Below are 22161 nucleotides of genomic sequence, written 5' to 3'. Positions count from 1 at the left end.
AATTGTATATTGTGGAAATGAGAAGTCAGTTGTTTAGCTTTTCAGCTGACTTTTTTCTGTATTTTCATTCTCCGGATTGAATTGTCATAAATGCACCTTGCACAGGCACCGGCGCAATTTGTTTATCTCTCTGTCAGCCGGGTACGTGAGTAGGAGATGGAGTAATTTGGAATTTACGGATGTGAACGAAGGAGGTGACTTATGTGAGATGGGTGGTTCTCTATAGTAGTCTCTTTATTTGTATGTTTATTTCTTCGGAATCTGTTGTATATGCTGAAGGGGTAGGCGATTATAGAACTGGTATTTTGTCTGGAGTATTGGAGAAGGTTGAATCGACGGTGACTGAAACGACTGAGTCGGTGGGTGATGTTGTCGGGTCGGCGGTGGAGGGGACGGATCAGACGGTGCGGGATGCTGTGACGTTCACAAAAGGTACGGTTGAAACCCTAGTCGATCCTTCTACTAAACAACCGGTTTCTGAGATTGTGAATCATACTATTGAATTTGTTGAAGAAACGGTTGACAATGTTGTGCCTGTTGTTGAAGATGCGACAGAGACGGTTCAAACTGTGACATCGGGAGTTACTGGGATTGTGGAGGAGTTGCCTGAAGTCCCTGTTGCTACTCCGGTGTTTGATGAAGTTGGAAAAGTTGTAAATAAGACGACAGAGACGATGAATGATACTTTTGAAGTCGCGGAAGTTGAAGAGACGGCAGATTCACTTGGAAAAGTAACTGAGAATGAAACTCCAGTACTTCCGCAAGTAGTTGATACGCCTTCAAGAGATTCGCAGACAGACAAAGTGAGTGAACAACCGGTTATTGATACCCGTCAAGAAGTGGAGAATGACGACCAGGTTTCTGAGATTGATTTCCCGGAAAACGCGGAATCCACTGTACAGATAGTAGTTGAAGAGACGACTTTTATTTCAAATGAAGATCCTTTACAAACTGTTGCGGGTCCTGTGAAACAAGTTGTTAACGTTGCGAAGATCAAAAAAGAAACACCAGCTAAGCAGGAAACGCCTGCGGTTCCTATCCAATCAAGTACGCAGCGGGATGGAATTCCGATTGCGATTACTACGGGAAATACGTCAGTCGTTTCTCCTGTTGTTGCTCATAACGGAAATGCCGATTTCGTGACAGGAATCGTTGATGGATTTTCGATGCTCCGCTATTTGTCGAGTAGGCAGTGGGTTCATTCCGACGAATTTATGAGAATCCAATGGGTTCATGCGCCACCCGGCCAACCGCCCCAAACCAATCCTTTTTTACAAGAAATAAAGTAAAAAAGGAGAGGAAGCAAAATGAAAAACAAGGTTAAAAGCATTGGGGTTTTAACGTTTGGTCTATGTGTTGCGTTCGGTTTGTCGCATTCGAATGTCTCTGCAGCCGAAGATGATTCGATTATTAATGTGAACGTGTTGAGTGAAAAGGAAGGAAAATCATCGGTGCTTGATGTGGAAGTTTTGGACGTGCCGATTGTTGGCGATGTCAATGTGAATATTCCATCCAATCCGGAGACAGAGGCTTCAGAAGCATTGGCTACTGTAAAGGTAAGTGACGGCGTTGTGGATGATCTGGATGTGTCAGTGCTGGAGAAAACTGAATCAAAGGCGTCGTTGGCGACGGTCGAATTTGAGTCGACATTGACGGATGATGTGTCGGTTGACGTTGTTTCAGGTGAAAAGACGACAGGTTCGTTCGATGGCGGAGTGGTCGAAGTGAATGCGGAAGATCTGCCGGTGCTTGGCGGGACGCATGTCGGTGTGTTGGATAAACATGTGACTGCCGACGAAGATGGAAAATCCGTTTCCGCGGGTTTGATTCAAACGGATGTCGATAATGGCCTTCTTGATGATGCTTCTGTCGACTTATTGGGAGTGGGGAATTCGGAAGGCGGGTCGGATAAACGTGAAATGTCGGCTGTCGTTGATGTTTCTGTCGACGATGACGAAGGGATTTTGGATGATCTCGGCGTGTCTGTGTTGAAGCGTGAGCGATCAGAAGCTGGGATGAGAACATCACTTGCTTCTGTCGAATTGGAAACCCCGGTGACGGATGATTTGAATGTGGACGTGGCTTCAGGCGATAGAACGGCAAACTCTTTCGACGGCGGACTTGTCGAAGTGAACGGTGAAAATGCGCCGTTGTTAGGTGAAGTTCACGTAGGTGTGTTGGATAGGCATGTGAAAGCGGATGAGGAGGGAAAATCCATTTCCGCAGGTTTGATTCAAACAGATCTGAATGACGGTTTGCTTGAAGATACGTCTGTCGGTGTGCTCATTCGGAAGATGAGAACGACTGAGGACGGAGGATTGGTGGAAAGCAGCGGTGTGAGCTTGGATCTTGGATTGCTGGGAACGGAAGATGTTTCCGCCGATGTGTTGAAGAGGCAAAGACAGTTCACGATTGCAATCGATGAACCACCGAGTGTCGTAGTGCCTCCATCGACAGGTGATGGAGCGGAAGAAAGCGTAACTGCTCCTGAGGAAGAAAGTGATATGCCGGATGCTCCGGAAAGTACCGATGATGCTACTTCAGAAGGGAATGAAGAGGGTCAAGGAACAAGTACGCCACCTGCAAATGAGGGAGATTCCGGAGACGGTTTCAGCAATGAGGAAGACGGAACGATGGAGACCGGGACGAGCGCGGACGATGTAGTCGAAGACCCTGAACAAGAGTCTGCAGCTGGGAATGGTATGTCCGGTGATGTTGACGCCGATTCTGGCTCCAGAACAGGGGAACTTAGCGGAAATGCGAATGCATCAGCAGCTTTTGCGAAAGGTAAATCCGGTGTAATGAACGGCTTTGCTATGAACAATGCGGATCCTCGTTCTTCACTGCCAAAAACGGGCGGATTTTGGGATGGCAAACGGTTAGCATTTCTAGCTTTGCTCCTCATGTTGATGGGGTTTGCAATGAGACGATTGGGAAAGTCGACGATATCGGCGGCGTGAAAGTGGTGGACGGCTGATGAAGCGTACATTGAACAGGCTTGGGATGCTGCTCATTGTTTCTGGTATCGTGTTGTTTGCTTGGCTAATGAACGGGAACGCGAAAAGTGATGACCATCAGCAAGAAATGATCGATGCATTCCGTTCTGTACAAGCTACGGAGGGGACGACTGTCATTCCTGCTGCTGCTGAAAAAGCGGCCGATTCTGACAGCGTGGCCGGAATCGAAGGCATCCTGTCAATTCCGGCAATCGACTTGGAAGCGCCGGTCCTATACGGGGCAGATGCGGAAACGCTCAATGAATCCCTCGGCGCCATCGAAAACATGGACCTGCCCGGCGAGATGAACGGCAGCTACGCCATCGCCGGGCACCAGGCCCAAGTCTTCGGCAAGTATTTCAACCGGCTGCATGAAATGGAAGTCGGCACGGAGTTCACGTTTCAAACGGATGACGAAGAGATAGTATTTGAGGTTTTCGACATCAAAATCGTCAAGCCGCACGAAGTCGAGGTGCTTGAGCCGAAGGAAGGAATTGCGCTCATATCCCTCATCACCTGCTACCCCGCGTATTCCAATGAATACAGGCTCGTCGTGCAGGGAGAGAGGGTCGAGTGAAGTTGGTGAACAAAGAAAACAGCACGCAAATCGTTTTGGATGGTTTGTGTGCTGTTTAATGTTGTTAATAGAAAAAGAATTTAGGAAGTGAAGGTTTTAGATTACTGGATTAGCGCTCTTTCTCCAACTCAAACTGCATAATTGTAGGGAAAAATATACCCCTCTGAATTTCCATTACTGGTGTCCCTTCCATCAAATAGGTGTCTTTCATTTTAAAAGTGACAATTGCAGTTGTACTCATTCCTGGATTCAATTGGCTTTCTTCAATATTGACGCTCCAACTTGAGTAGACATTGCCTATGTTTTTGATTTTAAAGGACAAGCTTTGAGTTGAAATGGCAGCGTTATGAATGTTTTCAATTGTGAAATTAAAAATTTGCTCAGTTTTACCATGTGACGAACCGGTAAGCTGAAACGCCATGTCCTCGAATTGCATTACGTCTGAGGTGAAGCCGATGTTTTTTTCTGCCTGTACTTTTTCAACTGGGGAGGTTCCAAGTCTGAGTACAAGGAATACGGATATTACTATTGATATGATAAGAGCAAGTAACATTATTTTTTTGGGCCAAGGCTTCTTTGCCATGGAAAACTCTCCTAGTACATATTTTATTAACATTTATTCTTCCCAAATCATTCCCATTTCATTCTAAAAGAAGGAAATAGAAGGTTGCATTATGAGGTATTGTGGGAATTTATCGTTTCTAATTAAATAGGTACCTGAGCAGCATGCTATTCAAATAAAAGGGAAGTCCACCGAATTGGTTTTCGGTCGACTTCCCTTTGTAATTCATCTACCATTCTTTATTCCAAATCGGTGCGAACCATTTCACGCCTCGGCGGTTCATTGGAAAGATCTTCATGTCGGCGATGAGGTGGCTGGCGTACCCCGCTATCCCTGCAATGAGCAGAACGTCAATCTGCCATTCCTTTTGTAGTTGATTCAAAATGAACGCATAATAAGCGAGCCCGAGGAGTGAGTGAGTGTAGGAGCGGTGTGATAGGAAGGACGCGATGACGATATAGCTTCCCACTAATAAAATGCCGATCGATTGATGCATCACAATTCCGAGCCACATCACCATGACGCCCGTGAGCGTTAACATTCTTCTTTGCGTAATGAAACGCGATACGATGAAAAAGAGCAAACCGATTCCAGCGTATAGCAGAATGGAGGGGGTGAAGCCTTTTGTGAAATACTGGTAGACAATTGCGACGAGAATGCCTGCACCGACAAGCTGCATCAGCCATTGAGTAATCTGTTTTGAAATGGTGATGCGGTTGCTCGCTAATCCGTTTGTGTCCAAGTCGGGAACGAGCGCCGACACGCCGCCTATCGCAGAGGCAACTCCGACTGTATAGAGATCGGGTTGCATTTGATACCCTGCAATTGCTCCGGCAGTAACGCCGATAAGTGCATGTGAACTTCCTTTCATTTGTAAACCTCTCTTATGGTGTAATCTTTTTATTATCCCTCATGTTGGAGGGTGGAGGCAATGGGCTTATGTGAGCACTTGTTTTTTAAAATGCGGGTACATTGGTAGAAAATTATTGATAGTATAGTTGATTGGAGAAAATTCTAATAGCATAATTGGGATTTCATGTTACAATTATTTACAAATAATTGTAATTGGAGAGATGAAAGTGAAGAAGATTTTAACTGGACTTAGCGCAATGTCCCTTGCAGTCCTTATGGTTGCAATGCCGATCCACTCAGCTAACGCAGCACCTGCGAAGTTCAAAAACTGTACCGAATTGAATAAAACGTATCCAGGCGGCGTCGCTAAAGATGCTAAAGTCAAAAATGTAGGCGGCAAAACAAAGTTCAAGCCTTTCGTTTCAGCTGAAATTTATAAGATGCACACTCATATGGACCGTGATAAAGACGGGATAGCGTGTGAAAAATGAGAAACGGGTGCCTGTGCAGCACACCATTCAGTTTATTAACTACAATTGTATAATGAACATACGGGAAGCCCATTAAATATACACTTACTGGGCTTCTTTTCGTATTTATATACTTTCGGTTGAATTGTCATAAAAGTTTCTTGCACAGGCACCAAAACAATTCAGTTTATTAAATACAATTGTATAAACTGAAAAAGGGAAGCAGGTCATATCAACATTTGACCTGCTTCCCTTCGTATTTATATACCTGCGCCTGAATTGTCATAAATGCACCGTGCACAGGCACCGACACAATTTACACAAGTTACGTCAATTTCCTGTCCGGAATTTCATTTCATACTGCCCACCGTTTTCGACAAACAGGAGTAATTGGTAATTCGTATGTGGAAACAGTTTACGAATCGGGGTAACGATGATTTCGTTTGCTACCGTTTCTGTCGCGATGGGGATATCTTTGCCTGAACGGTTGATACGAATATCAACTTTATCCCCTTCTGTCAATGCTCGATCAAATGTGATTTTCCAACTTTTATTCAACGGGACGGTTTGGTGTGGCGGAAATGATTTGACGTTCGACGCAACATCCCGCGGTGGTGCCGAATTCTCTTGGATTACACTTTCAACGTAGTTTGAAAGGTTGAGAATTCCTGCGCCGAATTGAGAGTCCCAACCCGCCGACCCTTGATCGTTGGTGTATTTCTTCAGCAAGCGCTCTACGTCTTGTACTGTTCTCGTCGGATCTTCCAGCTTGAGCATGGCAGCAGCCGCGCTCACGAATGGTGTTGCGGTTGAAGTGCCGCTATAGCTTTTAAAAGAACCTCCCGGGACGCTTGATAAGATGTCGACTCCAGGCGCTGCAATATCGATGGAGGCACCTGTGTTGCTGAAGTCCGCAATCCGGTCATTACGGTCAACTGCCCCTACAACGATTACCTTCTGTTCACCTGCCGGATAAAGTTCGGTCGTATCCATGCTTTCATTCCCGGAAGCAACGACGACAACGACGTCATGGTCAAGCGCATAATTGATTGCCTCGGCCAAATAAGCCGAATACTCCTCGCCAACGAAACTCATGTTGATGACATCGGCACCATGGTCGACTGCATAATGAATACCTTCAGCGATATGATTGTCGTAGCCTCTCCCTTCCTTGTCCACTGCCCGAATCGGCATGATTTTCACGTTGGCCGGCGCCGTATCAACAATAATGCCCGCCATATGCGTTCCGTGGAACTGCTCATCCATCGGATCCGAATCCTTGTCCAATACGTCATATCCCGCAACTAGACGATTACGAAGGAAGGGGTGGTTCGTGTCGACGCCAGTGTCAATGACCGCCACAATGACGATGCCTTCCAAGTCCTGCGTCCGTTCAATTAACCTATCCGCTCCAATCCGAGTCGGACCCCACGATTTCGCTTGCCCCGTCCCCGTCTGCAGCGCAATCCTACGGATATAGTCAGGCTGCAGCACCTTCGCGTCCGTCAATTCTTCCATTTCGTCTCTATGTATACTTTCAATAACCGGCTCATTTTCATCATTGAGCAATTCAACTAAGAACCGATCACTTTCATTTGCAAAAGCACTCGGGTTCGCAAACGAAAGCATCATAACCAGGGATAAAATACTTGTGCATAAAACCTTCTTCATCTGTCCATTCACCACCATGTCATTATCTATTAGACTATAGCACAAATTACTAGTATTCAAACAGAAGCAAAAATCGGTGTCCGTTAAACAGGTGCCTGTGCAGCACACTATTCAGTTTATTAACTACAAATGTATAATACTAAATAGGAAATATTATCGTGACAACATTTGAACAGCATCCCTTCGTATATATATACCTACTACTGAATTGTCATAAATGCACCATGCACAGGCACCGACACAATTGGTACAGACACCATTTAAAAGGACTTTCTGGGTGTGTGTCGTATTAGTTATAGTAGGTAGGAGTAGGCGCGTGGAATTAGGAGAGGGGGAAGTGCGATGAATCTTTTTCTTTTTGAGGAGGCAGTAAGCTCCACTATTGTGGAACACGGTTATGAATATTATAAAGCGGGATTCGTTGCTGACCTCGTTCGTGAGGGTGGGGGCAGATATACGGCGGTCGTTAAGGGGGCGGACGTATATGAGATTGCCGTTTGGCTTGATGAAGATGGCGATATTCTGTCATCTTACTGTGACTGTCCATTTACTATGGGACCGGTATGTAAGCATGAGGTTGCCGTTTACTATGAATTGATTGACAGACTGAAGGATAATGATTTTCCTGAGGCTGCAATAGCGCCTCCGCCAGATTTGAACGAGACCCTGAAAAATCTTTCCAAAGAAAAATTGATTGATATTCTGATTGATTTGGCGGACGATGACCCGGCTTTACATAATGAGTTGCTTTTCAACTATGTAATCTATGATGATGAACGGCAGGAGATTGATCGTTGTAGGCGGTTGATTGATTCAATTGTTGGGAAATATGTCGGCAGGGAAGGGTTTATTACATATGACCATGTAGACAGTTTTGCGGATGAATTGTCCAGCGTGTTGAATAAAATTGAAGCTTTAAAAGATCCGTTGATTGCTGTTGAAATTGCCGGACTGCTGTTGAATGAAGTGATGAAGGCCTTTCAATATACGGATGATTCGAATGGTACGATCGGCAGTTTATTAGATGAAACGATCAAAAAAATGTCTTTGATTGCGCATGAAACATTCGAGGTGAAAGAGCAGGTAGAGTTGTTGGATAAGCTGATTCATCTATCGAAGTCCGACATGTTTGATGGATGGGATGATTTTCGGATTGACGTACTAGGCATCTGTTTGGAGTTTGCAGGTAATGAACAGATGCGATTAACGTTGCTGAATGAATTGGAATTGGTGCTAAAGAATTCGTCTGCAAATGATTATGGCCGTTATGCAAATGAACGAATTCTCAACTTGATGTATGACATTATAGAAACCTACGGAACGACAGAGAGAGTTACGCAGTTTTTACTGGAGAATATAAATTACCCATCATTTCGGAAACGGTTGATGCAATATGAAATGAAGGAAGGAAACTATGAAAACGTGTTGGCGTTGGCGATTGAGGGAGAAAGCTTGGACAAGGGTTATCGTGGTTTAGTGGCGCGGTGGAAGAAATGGCGTTACAAGGCGTATAGACAGTTGATAGCATTTGATGAGCAGATGAAAATAGGCCGTGAACTGCTATTGGATGGCGAATTTGAGTTTTATTGGGAATTAAAGGATCTTTCTGCGGATGCGCCAGCTTTTTATGAAGAAGTGAAGCAGGAATTGGCTGTGAAAAATAATCGGATGTTTGTTAGGCTCATTGAAGCTGAGAATGACGTCGAGGCCATCCTTGAATATGTCCGTAGAAATCCTTCATTAATTGAACAGTATTTGAACTGCTTGATTGACTCCCACGCAGAAGAGGCAATCCGGCTGTTCGAATATCATGTGAAAGAGACTGCTGGAAATGCGTTTAATCGAGAGGAATATAAGGAAGTTTGCCAAGCGTTAAAACGCTTCCGGAAAGTTGCAGGACACGAAGCTGAAATGAGTTTGGCGGAAGAACTGAAACAGACATACAAAAACCGCCCCGCATTTTTGGATGAATTGGGTAATCTTTAAGGGGAAAGCGGTGCCTGTGCAGCACACTATTCAGACAATGCACTACAATTGTATAATTTGAAAACGGGAAACCTATCAAGTCGGTGTTTGATAGGTTTCCCGTTGTATTTATATGCATTATATTAAATTGTCATAAATGTGCCTTGCACAGGCACCGACACAATTCTCAAACAATTAAGGATTTGTCGACCATAGGCCAGCCGATTTTAAGAGGACGCGCGGGTGCAGTTTAAGCTGTGCGACCATCAATTCTGCAAGGTCTTCAGGCTGCAGCACTTTATCCGGATTGCCGTCAGTGAGATTCTCTTCGAACGCCAAGTCGGTTGCCACTGTGCTCGGCGTTAATGCAGTGACGCGGATGTTGTGCTTTCTCACTTCCAACATAAGTGATTCCGTCAGACCCAACACACCGAATTTAGATGCACTGTATGCACTCGTGACAGGGGCACCCTTTTGGCCGGCAGTTGAAGAGATATTGATGATATCACCTGTTTGACGTTCAATCATTTCCGGCAGCACTGCGCGTGTGACGTAATAAATGCCCATGAGGTTGACATCGATAATGTTCTTGAATTCCTCCGGAGAGAGCTCAAGGAACTTGCCGAATTTGCCGATACCGGCGTTGTTAATGAGGATGTCGATCGGACCTAGTTCAGATTTGACATGCTCGACGGCGGCAGTTACAGATTCGTTATCGGCCACGTCCGCAGCGGCGATTGAAACGTTGACACCATAGTTGCGAATTTCCTCGGCAACCTTTTCAAGATTCGCCTCAGTTTTCCCGATGAGCCCTACATTGATTCCTTCCTTCGCAAAGGCGATTGCCGTCGCCCGGCCAATACCGCGTCCAGCTCCCGTAATGATTGCGTTCTTTCCAGTTATGGTTTGCATAGTAAGATCTCCCTTCTTTATACGTTGACACGTGTAAGTATAGCAAACCGCTGTGCCTAGTCCTATGGAAACGGTTGGCTTGTGAAAAGCTGAACACCCAATTCACTCGTTGCATAGTCTATATGACGAGCGTGATCCAATGGAGGTATGCGAATGAATTTCAGATTCTTTACGGGCAGAGTAATGGAGATTAGTGATTTTTCGATACAGCAAGATGATCAAGGATCTGGTTGCTATAAACTATTTATGGTCGCTGATCGGGAAGGCTCCATCGTCAATTTTGTCATCGAGCCGGGCACTTATTTTGTCGATCACGTTTTAGTGGAGGTCGGAGATATTGTAACGGGTTTTTATGATGCGAATGCACCGACCCCTTTTATTTATCCACCGCAATATCGGACGATTGTCATGGCGAAGGAGAGATCCGGCCAGTTTGTGAAAGTGGATTTCTTTGATCGGAATTTAGTGAGCAGCGACGGAAGTTTGAAATTGAACCTAAATCGAAACACGCCGATTTTACTTGAAAATGGCCAGTCATTTGCGGGCAGTCCAGCAAATCGAGAGCTGATTGTCATTTATAGCACTACAACCCGCAGCATTCCCGCCCAAACAACTCCACAAAAAGTGATTGTGCTTTGTTAATGCCTTTTTTCGGTGCCTGTGCAGCACACTATTCAGTTTATTAACTACAATTGCATAAACAAATTAAGGGAAGCTGATCAGTTCAATCTTTGATCAGCTTCCCTTTGAATTTATATGAATCTCTTTGAATTGTCATAAATGCACCATGCACAGGCACCCGCACAATTCTCACACAATTTGTTAATGGATATTCCGCTTTGTGAAACTTCCGCCTCGGACTTCGGCGACTTCGTAAACAGTGACAAACGCTGACGGATCAATTTCAAGGATAATTTCCTTCATCTTGCTATCTTCGAGCCGGTTGATAATGCATGTAATTTCCCTGAATTCTTCATTGGAATACGCGCCTTGAACGATACTATAAGTCGAACTGCGGCCTAAACGATCACGAATCGTTTCGACCATACCTTCAGGTTCGCTCGTAATAATCTTATACATTTTAGAACCGCTAAGTCCTTCTTCAACAATGCTGATCACTTTAGTGGCGATGTAGTAAGCAATTGCGGATAAGAAAGCTCCTTGAAGTCCGAAAACAATCGAAACGACGGCGAAAACGAAGACGTTCAAAAACAGGATCAAATCACTTGTTCCGAACGGCATCCTCCGGGAAAGCAAGACGGCTAACATATCAATTCCGTCAAGAGCGCCGCCGTTCCGCAACGCTAATCCCATTCCGAAACCGAGGATAATTCCGCCCACAACTGTTATTAATAACGTATCTCCGTGAATGATTATTGGCACATGATGCATTAGGCTCGTGCTGACCGCCAGTGTAGCAATTCCGAGTACAGAATAGATGGCAAAGCTTTTCCCGATTTGTTTATAGCCTAAAAAGACAAAAGGGATATTCAAAATCGCTATGAGAAGTCCTAGTGGAAAGCCGAATAATTCCGACCCGACGATACTTAGACCTGTCACGCCTCCATCAGATACCTTGTTCGGAATGAGTACAGATTCTAATCCGTATGCGGCAATGAGGGCACCGAGCATAACCATGGCGCCGCGAGCAAACAATTTCCATACAGGTGTTTTTTGTTGAGTTTTAGGCATATGTTGTTCCTCTTTTTATGCATTTTTTTCTATTCTACACTTATCTTCAGCACGTTGCCAGTTCATGTTCCCTGGGGGAGAATTGGTGCCTGTGCAGCATTCAATTCAGTTTATTCACTACAATTGATTAAAAGAAAAATGAAAAGCTAATAAAATTAGTGTTTAGTAATTAATTTTTGTATATTTATAAATTTAGTTGAATTGTCATAAATGCACCTTGCACAGGCACCGGAACAATTCAGTTTACTCACTACAATTGCATAAATGTAAAAGGGGAAGCTGATCAAATAGACATTTGAATAGCTTCCCGTTGTATTTATATAAATCTGATTGAATTGTCATAAATGTATCATGCACAGGCACCGGCTAGAGGCACCGGCTGAACGAACACATCCAGTTATTCTACTGTTCGTTCGAATGTTTTTTTGTTGGAGGAGAGTTTGCCGATGGTGATGTTGATGTTTCGAATGGAGTCCTCGGCCAATTCGATTTTGCCGTCTTTTTGCAGTCGTTTCCATTCTTTTACGTTCTTTCGATACAGTTGCTCGGAAAGCCGGTAGATGTCGGCATCCATTTTTAATGCTTCCTCATAGGTAGTGGCAATTTGTTCTTTCACAATTTCTTTCACTAACTTCTCAATTTCTGCCGGTTTTATCGTTTCGGTGATGATGTCAATTATCCCGTCTGCGTATATGTCAATGTCGAACTTTGCTTCTCCTTTGATCATGACAGGATTGATTTTCACTTTGATATTTTCCAAGACGACGGAGATGAAATTGCCATTTTCCGTTCGGACTGTTAGATTGGACCTCTTCGTGTCGTTCGTCATCCATCGGATTCCCCCTGCTTTCTCTCCAGTGATGAACCCTTTGAAATCATCCGGGGAAACGATGGCTGCACCGGAAATGACGGGGGCTTTGATCGTTTCTTTTATTGATTTCCAGTTTTCCGCAATTGTTATGAACGGGATCAGCGTTTCATGATTTGGTTCATTCATATTGATCAAAACTTCACGAATGCTTGCCGGTTTAATGAATGATTCTTGTTCGAAGGAGTTGCGTGGATCCCCTAGCTTTGACAAGATAATGGCTTTATTAACAACGGGCCTTATTAAGAGCACTTCCTCAACTGGGTCTTTTGTGGCGTATAACCAAATTTGATAACGCGTTTCCCTGTAACGGATGAAAATATCGAGGACCGGGCTTAACTTCACCTGTTGCAGTGCTTCTTCTGAGAAGACCAAGTATGATAAATGGCCCCAATTCACTTTTTGATCGACGGAATGGTATAACTCGAAGACAGCTTCATCTAGCGACATCCCCGAGGCATGACCGACTTCTGCTTGTGAAGTTTCATCGCTTGTAGGCTGTTCGGATTTTGCGGTGTTGGCGAAATTGATGATTTGGGCGTACAGTTCATATCGGCCATCCTTGTAGTCGATGCCGATTCCATTGAGATATAACATCCTCTCAGGTTCATTATTATCCCAGCAGCCTGATAAGGGGAGCGTCGCAAGCAATAGCAGCAGGAGGGCGACCATCTTTTTATTCATCCTGATCTCTCTCCTTCGTGCGTGTTGGGTCTGTCGGATTCAACATATTCGGCCGCTCTTTGTATGATTTATGAGGAAGCCGGAAGAGCGATTGCATGACTGTCTTAAAGCTTAAGTCAGTTGCAATGTTCATGTAAGGAACGCCGAACGTCCGGATGCTGGATAAGTAAACAAGTGTAATGAAGACGGACATGAGAAGACCGAACAACCCTAAAATTGCTGTAAGGAGGATGAAACAAACACGCAATACACTAATTGCGGTCACTACCGATTGGTTGACCAATGTGAATGTCGCGATTGTAGAAATAGCGATGACGACAATCATTGCGGGACTTGTAATCCCTGCCCGAATGGCTGCATCTCCGATGATCAATCCGCCGACAACGCCGATTGTCCCGCCTAGAGCAGTAGGCAGTCGCAAGCCGGCTTCGCGAAACAGTTCAAACATGAGCAGCATAAGCAGCATCTCAATGACTGAAGGGAATGGAAGACCAGTATTCGCTTGGACAACGGTCGCTAATAAATGGACCGGCAGCTGATCTTGGTGATAGGTCGTCAATGCAAGCCAAAATGCGGGCAGCGTCAAGCCGATGGACAATCCGAAGACGCGCAGCAAACGCTCGATTGAGCCGTAAATGACGGGTGTATCATTATCCTCCCCTGTCTTTACGAGCAGAAACAAGTTGACAGGCAAGATGACACAATACGCCGCCCCATCAACAAAAATGAGGAATCGGCCTCTTACAAGCGACTGGATGGCGGTATCAGGTCGTCCCGTGTAATCGACCCTCGGAAAAAGCTTTGAGCTTTTATTCGCACTTTCCATCAGAAGGGTAGGGTTGAAAACGATGTCGGTATCTGTTTCATTCAGTTGTCTTCTAATGCCGTCCAGTATCTTTTTGCTCGCAATGTCATCGAAATACAATAGAGCTACAGTCGTTTTGGAGCGTTTCCCTAATTCGAATTTCTCGACGCATAATGAGTTTGTCGGCAGCCTTTTGCGAATCAATGCGATATTAACGGACACGTCTTCGATGAAGTTGTCACGAGGTCCTTTCACAGGCACCTCTAACCGTGTTTCCTCGGGGTTTCGATTCGGTTTTTTAGTGATATTGCTCGTGTAAATAAATCCGGAATCCTCAAAAAACAATAAGACATGCCCGGAATAGACGAGGTGAATGACTGTTTCCAAATCATTTCCCGCTTTCAAATCCGGGATGTGCAATTGCGATTCAATCGCCGTTTCCAGTGGCTCGTTCTCCAAAGTGCCGATGAAATGTCGGACACGGGGCACGATGACTTCATTCAACAGTTGTTGGTCAATCATCGCATCGCATGTGACAAACGTGACGGCATGGCCATTGAACGTATAACTTTGAAACTGAACGTCTGCAGACTTCTGAAATAACGCCCGTAAAGATGTGATGTCCATCTCGTGATCAGACGATTGCATTGCACTTCACCATCTTCTGTTTAAGTTTTACATTTCTTTTGCCGCACTTCTTTTGAGTAATGCAGAGATTGTTAGAAATAACGTCAGCAAGAGCAGGAAGATGAACGTAGCAATTAAGAAATAGTCCCCTTTAAGTTTCAGGAAAATATGATCTTCCATTAGAAATAACGACAAGGACATGAAGAAGAACGCTGGTCCGATGATTTTCCAAATACGTTTGCGGTCGCCTCTCAGTTGCAATAAATCCGAGACGACATACAAAATGAAGGACACACGTACGAAGGTGCCAGTAAGCCATTGGTATATGGAGAAAAAGTCTAGATGCTCAATGAAACGCCCTATGGAAACGAGCCCCCACTCCTCATAAGCGGGCTACCTTTGCTTAGCCGCTTCGTCTGGACCGAACTCTGTAATGGCTCCGATGAGCGGACCCATCGTCAAACTGTGCAGGATGAAGAGCATAATTGCATAATGATACCAGCGAAACCGGCCTTTCACATTTTGTTGGATGAATAGGAACAATAGAAGTTCAATATAACCGGATGCCGGTAGACCAATGTTGAAATGACAGGTTCAAATCCGTGTTCAACGAACGGTCTCAGTAACGAATAATTTTTCACTTGTATATTCGTGAATGCTACAAAAAAGCCGAGGATGACGACCCAAAATAGAACAACCACGTTGACCATGACAATCGTCTGCAAATTTGTAGACGCAAGGAAAATGCATAGTATTGAGTAGATGAGAATCATAAGAACTAACGGCGACTCGGGTAAAAAAGTCGATTTGATCCACTGCAAAGTCTCTGCCATCGTAAAGACGGCCATTAGCAGAAGGAAAAATGCCGTGACATACCGGAAAATGGCGGTCGGGACTTTACCGATTTTAGGAAGCAGCCAATCGCCGAGGGAAGCCTGCTGAGAACTGCGATGAATGTAGACGAGCAGAAATAGCCAAGGCACCATTGCAACTGCGGCAATGAACACGGATATCCATCCGTCACGACCCGCATGAATCAATAACGGCGGCAGAATGGTCACATGATTCTTCAGACCAATGACCGTCATTGACAATAAAATCACATGCAAAATACTAATTGACCCGACCCTCTCCATACCCAAAACTCCCGCCCTCATAATATTGCCCAGTCTTGACACGAATGAAGATGATTATAAGCAAGTGACCTTCAAATACGGTGCCTGTGCAAAGGACAATTCAGTTTATTCACTACAATTGCATAAGTCTTAGGAAGAAAGCTCGTTGCATCAATGTTTACCTGGTTTCTTTATGTATTTACATAACTTCTGTTGAATTGTCATAAATGTACCTTGCACAGGCACCGACACAATTTTGTCTATTCACTACAATTGCATATTGAGGAAATGTGAAGTCTGCTATTAAAGGGTTTGGTTGACGCTCCATTGTATATTTATTGCTTCTATTGAATTGTCATAATTGCACCATGCACAGGCACCGCAAAAAGCACCGCAAATAGGCACCGCAAAAGAGGCGCTGACACAATTCATTCGTTTCTCTGTGAACAATGTGTGAATATTGGTGGAGGGGCTTTCAAACTAGTGGATGATGGCCTATGATAGTAGTGGAATAATTGATAACAGTTCTCACTAGTGGGAGAGGAGTTTGCATGAAGAGACGGGTGGCGCCTTTGGTAGGTGCTGTTTTGCTGTTGTGGGCGATTGCTTCTGTGCCTATAGGTGCGGAATCGTTGTCTGACGGCGTATATGCGGTGGAGTATGAACTGCTGCAAGGTGATTCGGACTCGGTGTCGATTGCGAATGATTATTTTGAGAAGCCGGCGTTGCTCAAGGTTGATGGCGGCGAGCAGGTTTTGCAGTTGACATTGAATCATAGCAAATGGGTTCAAGAGTTACAGGTACATAGCGACGATGGTTTTGCGGATGCAAAGGTCGTTGCGGAGGATGAAGTGGCGGACACGCGTGTCATCGAACTGAATGTGGACGGCAAGTTGGCCGATCCTTTTCCAGTGAAGATGCATGTGGTGATCGACGAGTTGGAGATTCCGTATGATCATGCGTACACCGTGCGTGTTGCAGTAGATGCAGATTCATTGCAGGACACGGACCAGGAGTGGATCGACTCTGTCAGCAATGGAAGTACAATTTGGTTTTGGATTGCGACCGTATTCGTTATTGCAGTGGGAATCTTTGCTGCTATGCGGATGTTCCGATCGAACCGGTCGAATAAGTAGAAGAGGAGATTACTATAATGAAGAAGAGTTTACTGGTTTTATTCACAGCAATGTTGCTGATCTTTACGGCAATGCCATCACTTCCAGCAGCTGCTGAAGTGGCTGCAACGCAGGAGGCAACGTACGAGCTTCCGTTCAAAGTGTTGCATGAAGAAAAAGACGAAGTATCTACGGCAGGCCAATTCGTGAAAAGTCCTGCGGAAGTAAAAGTGGAAGACGGCAAGTCGTTCGTTTACATAACGCTATTGGATAGCCAATATTGGCAGTCATTGTTAATCCAAGATGGCGACAAGTTTATAGACGCTGAAGTTGTGAGCGAGAACGCTGAAAAACAGACGCGTCTTGTGAAGTTTGAATTAAAAGATGTTGAAAAAATAGTGAATGCAAAAGCGCATATTATCGTGACAGGCATTCCTGGACTTGGAGAATATGATCAAACACACCACATCCGTTTCCAATTCGACGCAAGCGAAGTTCCTGCTGAAGACGAAGAAGAGACTCCGAAAACACCGGAAACTCCTGAAGCACCGACAGCAATTAAAGACGGCGATTACACGATCGGCTTCAAAGTGCTGCATGCTACAGAGGAAAAGGAATCTCCAGGCATGGCGCGCTTTATCGAAACACCAGCAGCTTTGTCTGTGAAAGACGGCAAGCAAGTCGTAACACTTACATTGACGAACAACGAGCAAATCACTGAGTTCCAAGTTGAACAAGCTGGCGAATTCGTTGATGCGACTGTTGTAAGTGTTGATGAAGAAGCGAACAACCGCGTTGTTTCATTTGAAGCGGCAGATTTCGCAAAAATCATGAACGCGAAAGTGACAGTTTTCGTTGCATCTGCGAACCACACTGGCAACCATACAATTCGTCTTGCATTCGACCAAGACAGCGTGGAGCCGATAGCAGCTGAAACTCCTGAAACACCGGAACAACCTGAAGAGGAAGTAACGGTTTCATTCAAAGATATCGACAAAACATGGGCGAAACCTTATATCGAAGCACTTGCTGCAAAGCAAATCGTTAGAGGGAAATCTCCTGAAACATTTGCACCGAACGATAAAGTTACGAGAGCGCAGTTTGCATTAATTATCGCTCGCGCATTGGGACTTGAAAAACAAGAATTCCAAGGTACATTCTCTGACTTGACGAAAGATATGGAAGGCTTCGTGTTCGAAGTGGAAGCGGCGAACCGTGCTGGAGTCATCCAAGGTGACGCAGGGAAATTCAACCCGAATGCGGCAATCACTCGTCAGCAAATGGCTGCGATGATTATCCGTGCAATCGAATATAAAGATGCGTCAGCACTAAAAGACGTTGAAACAACTGTTACGTTCGCGGATGCAGCTGCCATCAGCAGCTATGCGAAAGACGCTGTCCAATTGGCAGTCGGCCTTGGCATCATTGACGGCGATGTTGTGAAAGGCAAAAAAGTGTTTGCCCCCAAAGTGAACGCAACTCGTGCACACGCAACGAAAATGGTTTACAACATGCTTGAAACTATCAAATAAATAATCTTCGCACGGATGCCGGCGTCACGCTTTATGTGACAGCCGGCGTTGTGTGTGGAGCGAAGGAGTTTAAAATGAAAAGAAATCTTATTGTTGCTATGTCGATTGCATTGGTCGCGGCGCTTTTCCTTCCAGTCATGCCGTTGAAAGCGGAGGCTGCAACGTTTGCTGACGGGGAATACTCCGTACCGTTCACCGTGCTGAAGGATACTGGCAATGAGGTGTCGACAACGGCGGATTATATGGTGAGTCCGGCGAAAGTGCAGATGGTGAACGATAAAGCTACGGTGACGGTCACATTGAAAAACAGCTCGTGGTGGCAATATTTCAAAGTCCAAAATGGCGGAAGCTACTCGGACGTGCAAGTGGTGAGTCAATCCGGAGATCAGCGTGTCGTGCGTTTTACCGTTTCTGATTTGAAACAGCTCGTCAATGCCAAAATCCATATCATCGTGACGGGCATCCCAGGCTTTGATTACGATAATAAATACGATATCCGCTTCAATTTCAATACATCTTCCATCCCGGCCCCTCCGGTCGCAAAACCGGCAGCGACTCCTCCTCCGGCGAAAGAAACGAAACCGGTAACACCGAAGAAGACGGAAGTGAAGCCGGTTCAAAAGACTGAACAAAAACCTGTCCAGAAGCCTGTCGCGAATAAAACCGAGGCAGCCAAAACGACTGAGAGTGTAACGAAAAAAGATGAGAAGTTGACTGTGATTGAAACAGAAACAGATAAAACGGAGCAATCCGGAACGAAATCCGAGGAAGCGAAGACTGAAGAAGACGAAACGGCAATAGAAGACGAGCTGTCAGAAGAAGCTGACACGGACGTTGCATTGGATGAAAACGACGAAGCGGCAGAAGAAGTTGTCGAAGAAGTTGCAATGGAAGAGGTCAAGGATGAAAAAGAAAAAACCTCGAATACATTTTTGATTGTCATCATCGTAATTGGTGCAATCATTGGCGCCGCAGTCGTTGTGGCTCTAGCAAGGAAACGAGCTCGAAAATAAGGGAGTTGTGCTGGAATGAAAAAAGCGATCAGCCTTTTCGGCTTGTTGGCAAGTGTCATGCTTGCCGGCTGTTCAGCGATTGCCGGGAATAATGCGAATGAGCAAATCGGTGAGCAGGACGGCGATCGGGTTGTTGCAACGACGGTCGCGCTGACGGAGATCATGGACGCGCTTGATATTGACTTGGTTGGCGTTCCTTCGAGTTATAAGGAATTGCCGGAACGTTATGCGGATGCGAAAGAAGTGGGCAACCCGATGATTCCCGACATGGAGATGCTGCTGTCGTTGAAGCCGACTGAAGTTTTTTCGGTGACAACGTTGAAATATGACTTGCAAGAAATGTTTGATGACCGCGGGATCGATATGACGTATGCAAACCTCGAAAGCATCGACGCGATGCACGAAGAAATATTGAAGATCGGTGAAAAGTATGATCGGATGGAGAAGGCGGAAGCGATTGTTGCACGATTCGAGGAGAAGGCGGCTTTAATCGAGAAGGCGATTGAAGGGAAAGAGAAGCCATCCGTGTTGATTCTCATGGGGATTCCGGGAAGTTATTTAGTAGCGACGGAGCAGTCGTACATCGGGGATCTTGTGAAGCGGGCTGGCGGCGTCAATGTCATTACGGGCGAGGATGTCGAGTTCATTTCATCCAATACGGAATACTTGCAGCAGACGAATCCTGACGTCATTTTGCGGGCGGCACACGGTATGCCTGAGCAGGTGATTCAGATGTTCGATGAGGAATTTCGTTCGAATGATGTGTGGAAGCATTTTGATGCGGTGAAGAACGGGCGCGTCTATGATTTGGAAGAGACGCTGTTCGGGACGACGGGCAATTTGGCCGCGGCGGAAGCGCTGGATGAGTTACTGAAGATGTTGCATGAAGAGAAATGAAGGCAGGTAAAATCATGTCGGGAATCAATCGGAAAACCATCAGTTTCATAGTCGTAGCGCTATTGTTGGCAATCGTTTTCGTCCAATCTGCATTGACGGGCAGCATTTCGGTGACGCCTTTCGAGTTGATTCACGGGCTGTTGACGAGAACGAATGACGATGTCGCCATCATTAAAGACTTGCGGTTGCCGCGGATTTTAATTGCGGTATTCGCGGGAGCTGCTTTGTCGGTGGCGGGCGTTTTGTTGCAGGCGGTCATGCGCAACCCGTTGGCGGACCCTGGAATCATCGGGGTTTCGGCGGGTGCGAGTTTCATGTCTGTTTTGGTGATTGCGATGTTCCCGACGTTGTTCTTTTTCGTGCCGCTGTTTGCGTTTATCGGCGGTGCGCTGGCGTTTTTCCTTGTTTATTCATTATCGTGGAAGTCGGGCTTGGATCCGTTGCGGATGATTCTTATCGGGATTGCGGTCAACGCGCTGTTCACTGGACTCGGGCAGGCAATCGGGTTCAGCGGAGGCGGTTTGACGCAGTCGATGAGCCAAGTGACGACTTCGACGCTGACGATGAAAAAATGGAGCGAAGTGGAAGTGGTCGCGCTTTACGGATCGATCGGATTGGTGCTGTCGTTTTTCGTAACTAGATGGTGCAATTATTTATCGCTTGAGGACCGGACAGCGAAAAGCTTGGGCGTGAATGTTAATCTGGCGAGGTTTGTCATTTCAATTATTGCGGTTTTATTGGCTTCGATTGCAACGACGGTGGCGGGCATGTTCGCGTTCGTTGGGTTGTTAGTGCCGCATATCGGAAGGACGCTTGTCGGCAATGATCATAAAGTGTTGATCCCGTTTTCCGCTTTGGCAGGTGCGCTGTTGATTTTAGTGGCGGATACGCTTGGAAGGACTTTGATCGCGCCGAATGAAATTCCTGCTTCCATCATCATGGCAGTGATCGGCGGGCCGTTCCTCATATTCTTGCTGAGAAAGAGTGATCGAATTTATGGACATTAAGGAAGTCACATTTTCATATGACAAGAAGAGAGATACGCTGCGCGGGATCGACAGTACGATCGAAATCGGCAAAGTGACGACGATAATTGGGCCGAATGGGTGCGGGAAATCAACGTTGCTCGGCGTCCTGTCGAATCATTATCAGCCGCAAAATGGGGCTGTGTTGTTGGATGGAAAGTCGTTGGGTGATTTTAAGCCGAAGGAGTTAGCGAAGAGGCTTGCCGTTGTCCACCAACAAAACAATGCGCCTTCTGATATGACGGTGGAGAAGCTGACGGCGTACGGGCGGATTCCTTATAAGAACTTCTTTTCTTCTACGACGGATGAGGACGAAGAAGCGATCGAATGGGCGCTCGCAAGCACAAATCTGCTGGACAAGCGGAGCATGCCGATCGACAGTCTATCCGGAGGCCAAATGCAGCGCGTCTGGATCGCCATGGCGCTCACTCAAAAGACGCCGTATCTGTTTTTGGACGAACCGACAACATACTTGGATATCTTCTATCAATATGAGCTATTGGAACTCATTCGCAGTTTGAATAAACAGCACGGCATCTCCATCGTCATGGTGCTCCACGACATCAACCAAGCCATCAAATACAGCGACGTCATCATCGTCATGAAAGACGGCCGCATCGCCGCCAAAGGCAAACCGGAAGACATCATCACAGCCGACCTGATCCGCGACATCTACGGCGTCAACGTCGTCGTTAAACACGACAAGGATGCGGGGACGTACATTGTACCGGTGGGGATCTAAGCTCCAAACCGGTGCCTGTGCAGCACACAATTCTGCTTATT

21 protein-coding genes are annotated in these 22161 nt (G+C 45.7%); 12 read left to right on the top strand and 9 right to left on the bottom strand.

Features of this window, described 5'->3' with window-relative positions; translation table 11 throughout:
* Nucleotides 1-203: 203 nt before the first annotated feature.
* From M3191_RS00790 to M3191_RS00780, 3 genes are read left to right on the top strand one after another with little or no spacing between them, the layout of a single operon-like run.
* On the top strand, nt 204-1289 hold the full coding sequence (locus M3191_RS00790; RefSeq protein WP_251697550.1) for a hypothetical protein: 1086 nt from the start codon (nt 204-206) through the stop codon (nt 1287-1289).
* An 18-nt stretch (nt 1290-1307) separates the two neighbouring features.
* Nucleotides 1308-2960 carry a hypothetical protein gene (locus M3191_RS00785; protein ID WP_251697549.1) on the top strand — a complete coding sequence of 551 codons (1653 nt, stop codon included), beginning with the start codon at nt 1308-1310 and terminating at the stop codon, nt 2958-2960.
* 16 nt (nt 2961-2976) lie between these two features.
* Nucleotides 2977-3573, top strand: a complete 597-nt coding sequence (locus M3191_RS00780) for a class D sortase (protein WP_251697548.1) — start codon at nt 2977-2979, stop codon at nt 3571-3573.
* A 109-nt stretch (nt 3574-3682) separates the two neighbouring features.
* Here the strand turns inward: M3191_RS00780 and M3191_RS00775 are convergent, their stop codons facing one another.
* Together M3191_RS00775 and M3191_RS00770 are read right to left on the bottom strand one after the other, a co-directional pair.
* Nucleotides 3683-4156 (bottom strand): DUF4352 domain-containing protein, encoded by a 474-nt coding sequence (locus tag M3191_RS00775; protein WP_251697547.1) that lies wholly within the window; start codon nt 4154-4156, stop codon nt 3683-3685.
* 208 nt (nt 4157-4364) lie between these two features.
* On the bottom strand, nt 4365-5006 hold the full coding sequence (locus M3191_RS00770) for a metal-dependent hydrolase (protein ID WP_251697546.1): 642 nt from the start codon (nt 5004-5006) through the stop codon (nt 4365-4367).
* A gap of 208 nt (nt 5007-5214) precedes the next feature.
* Here M3191_RS00770 and M3191_RS00765 point away from each other — a divergent pair, with 208 nt between their 5' ends.
* Nucleotides 5215-5478 (top strand): excalibur calcium-binding domain-containing protein, encoded by a 264-nt coding sequence (locus M3191_RS00765; protein WP_435368125.1) that lies wholly within the window; start codon nt 5215-5217, stop codon nt 5476-5478.
* Between the two features lie 309 nt (nt 5479-5787).
* Here M3191_RS00765 and M3191_RS00760 read toward each other — a convergent pair whose 3' ends face one another.
* Nucleotides 5788-7128 carry a S8 family peptidase gene (locus tag M3191_RS00760; protein ID WP_251697545.1) on the bottom strand — a complete coding sequence of 447 codons (1341 nt, stop codon included), beginning with the start codon at nt 7126-7128 and terminating at the stop codon, nt 5788-5790.
* A gap of 342 nt (nt 7129-7470) precedes the next feature.
* Here M3191_RS00760 and M3191_RS00755 point away from each other — a divergent pair, with 342 nt between their 5' ends.
* Nucleotides 7471-9114 carry an SWIM zinc finger family protein gene (locus M3191_RS00755; protein ID WP_251697544.1) on the top strand — a complete coding sequence of 548 codons (1644 nt, stop codon included), beginning with the start codon at nt 7471-7473 and terminating at the stop codon, nt 9112-9114.
* Nucleotides 9115-9288: 174 nt separating this feature from the next.
* Here the strand turns inward: M3191_RS00755 and M3191_RS00750 are convergent, their stop codons facing one another.
* Nucleotides 9289-10005 (bottom strand): 3-ketoacyl-ACP reductase, encoded by a 717-nt coding sequence (locus M3191_RS00750; protein WP_251697543.1) that lies wholly within the window; start codon nt 10003-10005, stop codon nt 9289-9291.
* A 153-nt stretch (nt 10006-10158) separates the two neighbouring features.
* On the opposite strand from M3191_RS00750, the gene M3191_RS00745 reads away from it, so the two are divergent.
* The gene (locus M3191_RS00745) at nt 10159-10647 is read left to right on the top strand and encodes a hypothetical protein (protein WP_251697542.1); all 489 of its coding nucleotides are present in this window, start codon (nt 10159-10161) and stop codon (nt 10645-10647) included.
* Nucleotides 10648-10827: 180 nt separating this feature from the next.
* Here the strand turns inward: M3191_RS00745 and M3191_RS00740 are convergent, their stop codons facing one another.
* From M3191_RS00740 to M3191_RS00720, 5 genes are all read right to left on the bottom strand, one after another.
* A complete protein-coding gene (locus M3191_RS00740; RefSeq protein WP_251697541.1) occupies nt 10828-11697 on the bottom strand; it encodes a YitT family protein in 870 nt (289 codons plus the stop codon).
* Nucleotides 11698-12094: 397 nt separating this feature from the next.
* Nucleotides 12095-13249 carry a Ger(x)C family spore germination protein gene (locus M3191_RS00735; protein WP_251697540.1) on the bottom strand — a complete coding sequence of 385 codons (1155 nt, stop codon included), beginning with the start codon at nt 13247-13249 and terminating at the stop codon, nt 12095-12097.
* Nucleotides 13242-14702, bottom strand: a complete 1461-nt coding sequence (locus M3191_RS00730; RefSeq protein ID WP_251697539.1) for a spore germination protein — start codon at nt 14700-14702, stop codon at nt 13242-13244. Before M3191_RS00730 ends, M3191_RS00735 begins: the two co-directional genes overlap by 8 nt.
* A gap of 27 nt (nt 14703-14729) precedes the next feature.
* The gene (locus tag M3191_RS00725; protein WP_251697538.1) at nt 14730-14963 is read right to left on the bottom strand and encodes a hypothetical protein; all 234 of its coding nucleotides are present in this window, start codon (nt 14961-14963) and stop codon (nt 14730-14732) included.
* A gap of 233 nt (nt 14964-15196) precedes the next feature.
* Nucleotides 15197-15817: a GerAB/ArcD/ProY family transporter gene (locus tag M3191_RS00720; RefSeq protein WP_251697537.1), complete on the bottom strand. Its 621-nt coding sequence runs from the start codon at nt 15815-15817 to the stop codon at nt 15197-15199.
* A 530-nt stretch (nt 15818-16347) separates the two neighbouring features.
* Between M3191_RS00720 and M3191_RS00715 the strand changes: the two genes are divergently transcribed.
* From M3191_RS00715 to M3191_RS00690, 6 genes are all read left to right on the top strand, one after another.
* A complete protein-coding gene (locus tag M3191_RS00715; RefSeq protein WP_251697536.1) occupies nt 16348-16932 on the top strand; it encodes an NEAT domain-containing protein in 585 nt (194 codons plus the stop codon).
* Between the two features lie 17 nt (nt 16933-16949).
* Nucleotides 16950-18443, top strand: a complete 1494-nt coding sequence (locus M3191_RS00710) for an NEAT domain-containing protein (RefSeq protein ID WP_251697535.1) — start codon at nt 16950-16952, stop codon at nt 18441-18443.
* 74 nt (nt 18444-18517) lie between these two features.
* Complete coding sequence (locus M3191_RS00705) at nt 18518-19456, top strand: NEAT domain-containing protein (RefSeq protein WP_251697534.1); 939 nt, start codon at nt 18518-18520, stop codon at nt 19454-19456.
* A 15-nt stretch (nt 19457-19471) separates the two neighbouring features.
* Nucleotides 19472-20353: a heme ABC transporter substrate-binding protein IsdE gene (gene isdE, locus M3191_RS00700; RefSeq protein WP_251697533.1), complete on the top strand. Its 882-nt coding sequence runs from the start codon at nt 19472-19474 to the stop codon at nt 20351-20353.
* Nucleotides 20354-20376: 23 nt separating this feature from the next.
* Nucleotides 20377-21360 carry a FecCD family ABC transporter permease gene (locus tag M3191_RS00695; protein ID WP_251698050.1) on the top strand — a complete coding sequence of 328 codons (984 nt, stop codon included), beginning with the start codon at nt 20377-20379 and terminating at the stop codon, nt 21358-21360.
* Entirely contained in the window at nt 21350-22120 is a 771-nt protein-coding gene (locus tag M3191_RS00690; RefSeq protein WP_251697532.1) for an ABC transporter ATP-binding protein, read from the top strand. Before M3191_RS00695 ends, M3191_RS00690 begins: the two co-directional genes overlap by 11 nt.
* Nucleotides 22121-22161 lie beyond the last annotated feature (41 nt).

The organism is Sporosarcina luteola (genome assembly GCF_023715535.1).
Taxonomy (GTDB): domain Bacteria; phylum Bacillota; class Bacilli; order Bacillales_A; family Planococcaceae; genus Sporosarcina; species Sporosarcina luteola_B.
Note: the sequence above shows the minus strand (reverse complement) of the source record. Positions and strands in the feature narration are given on the sequence as shown.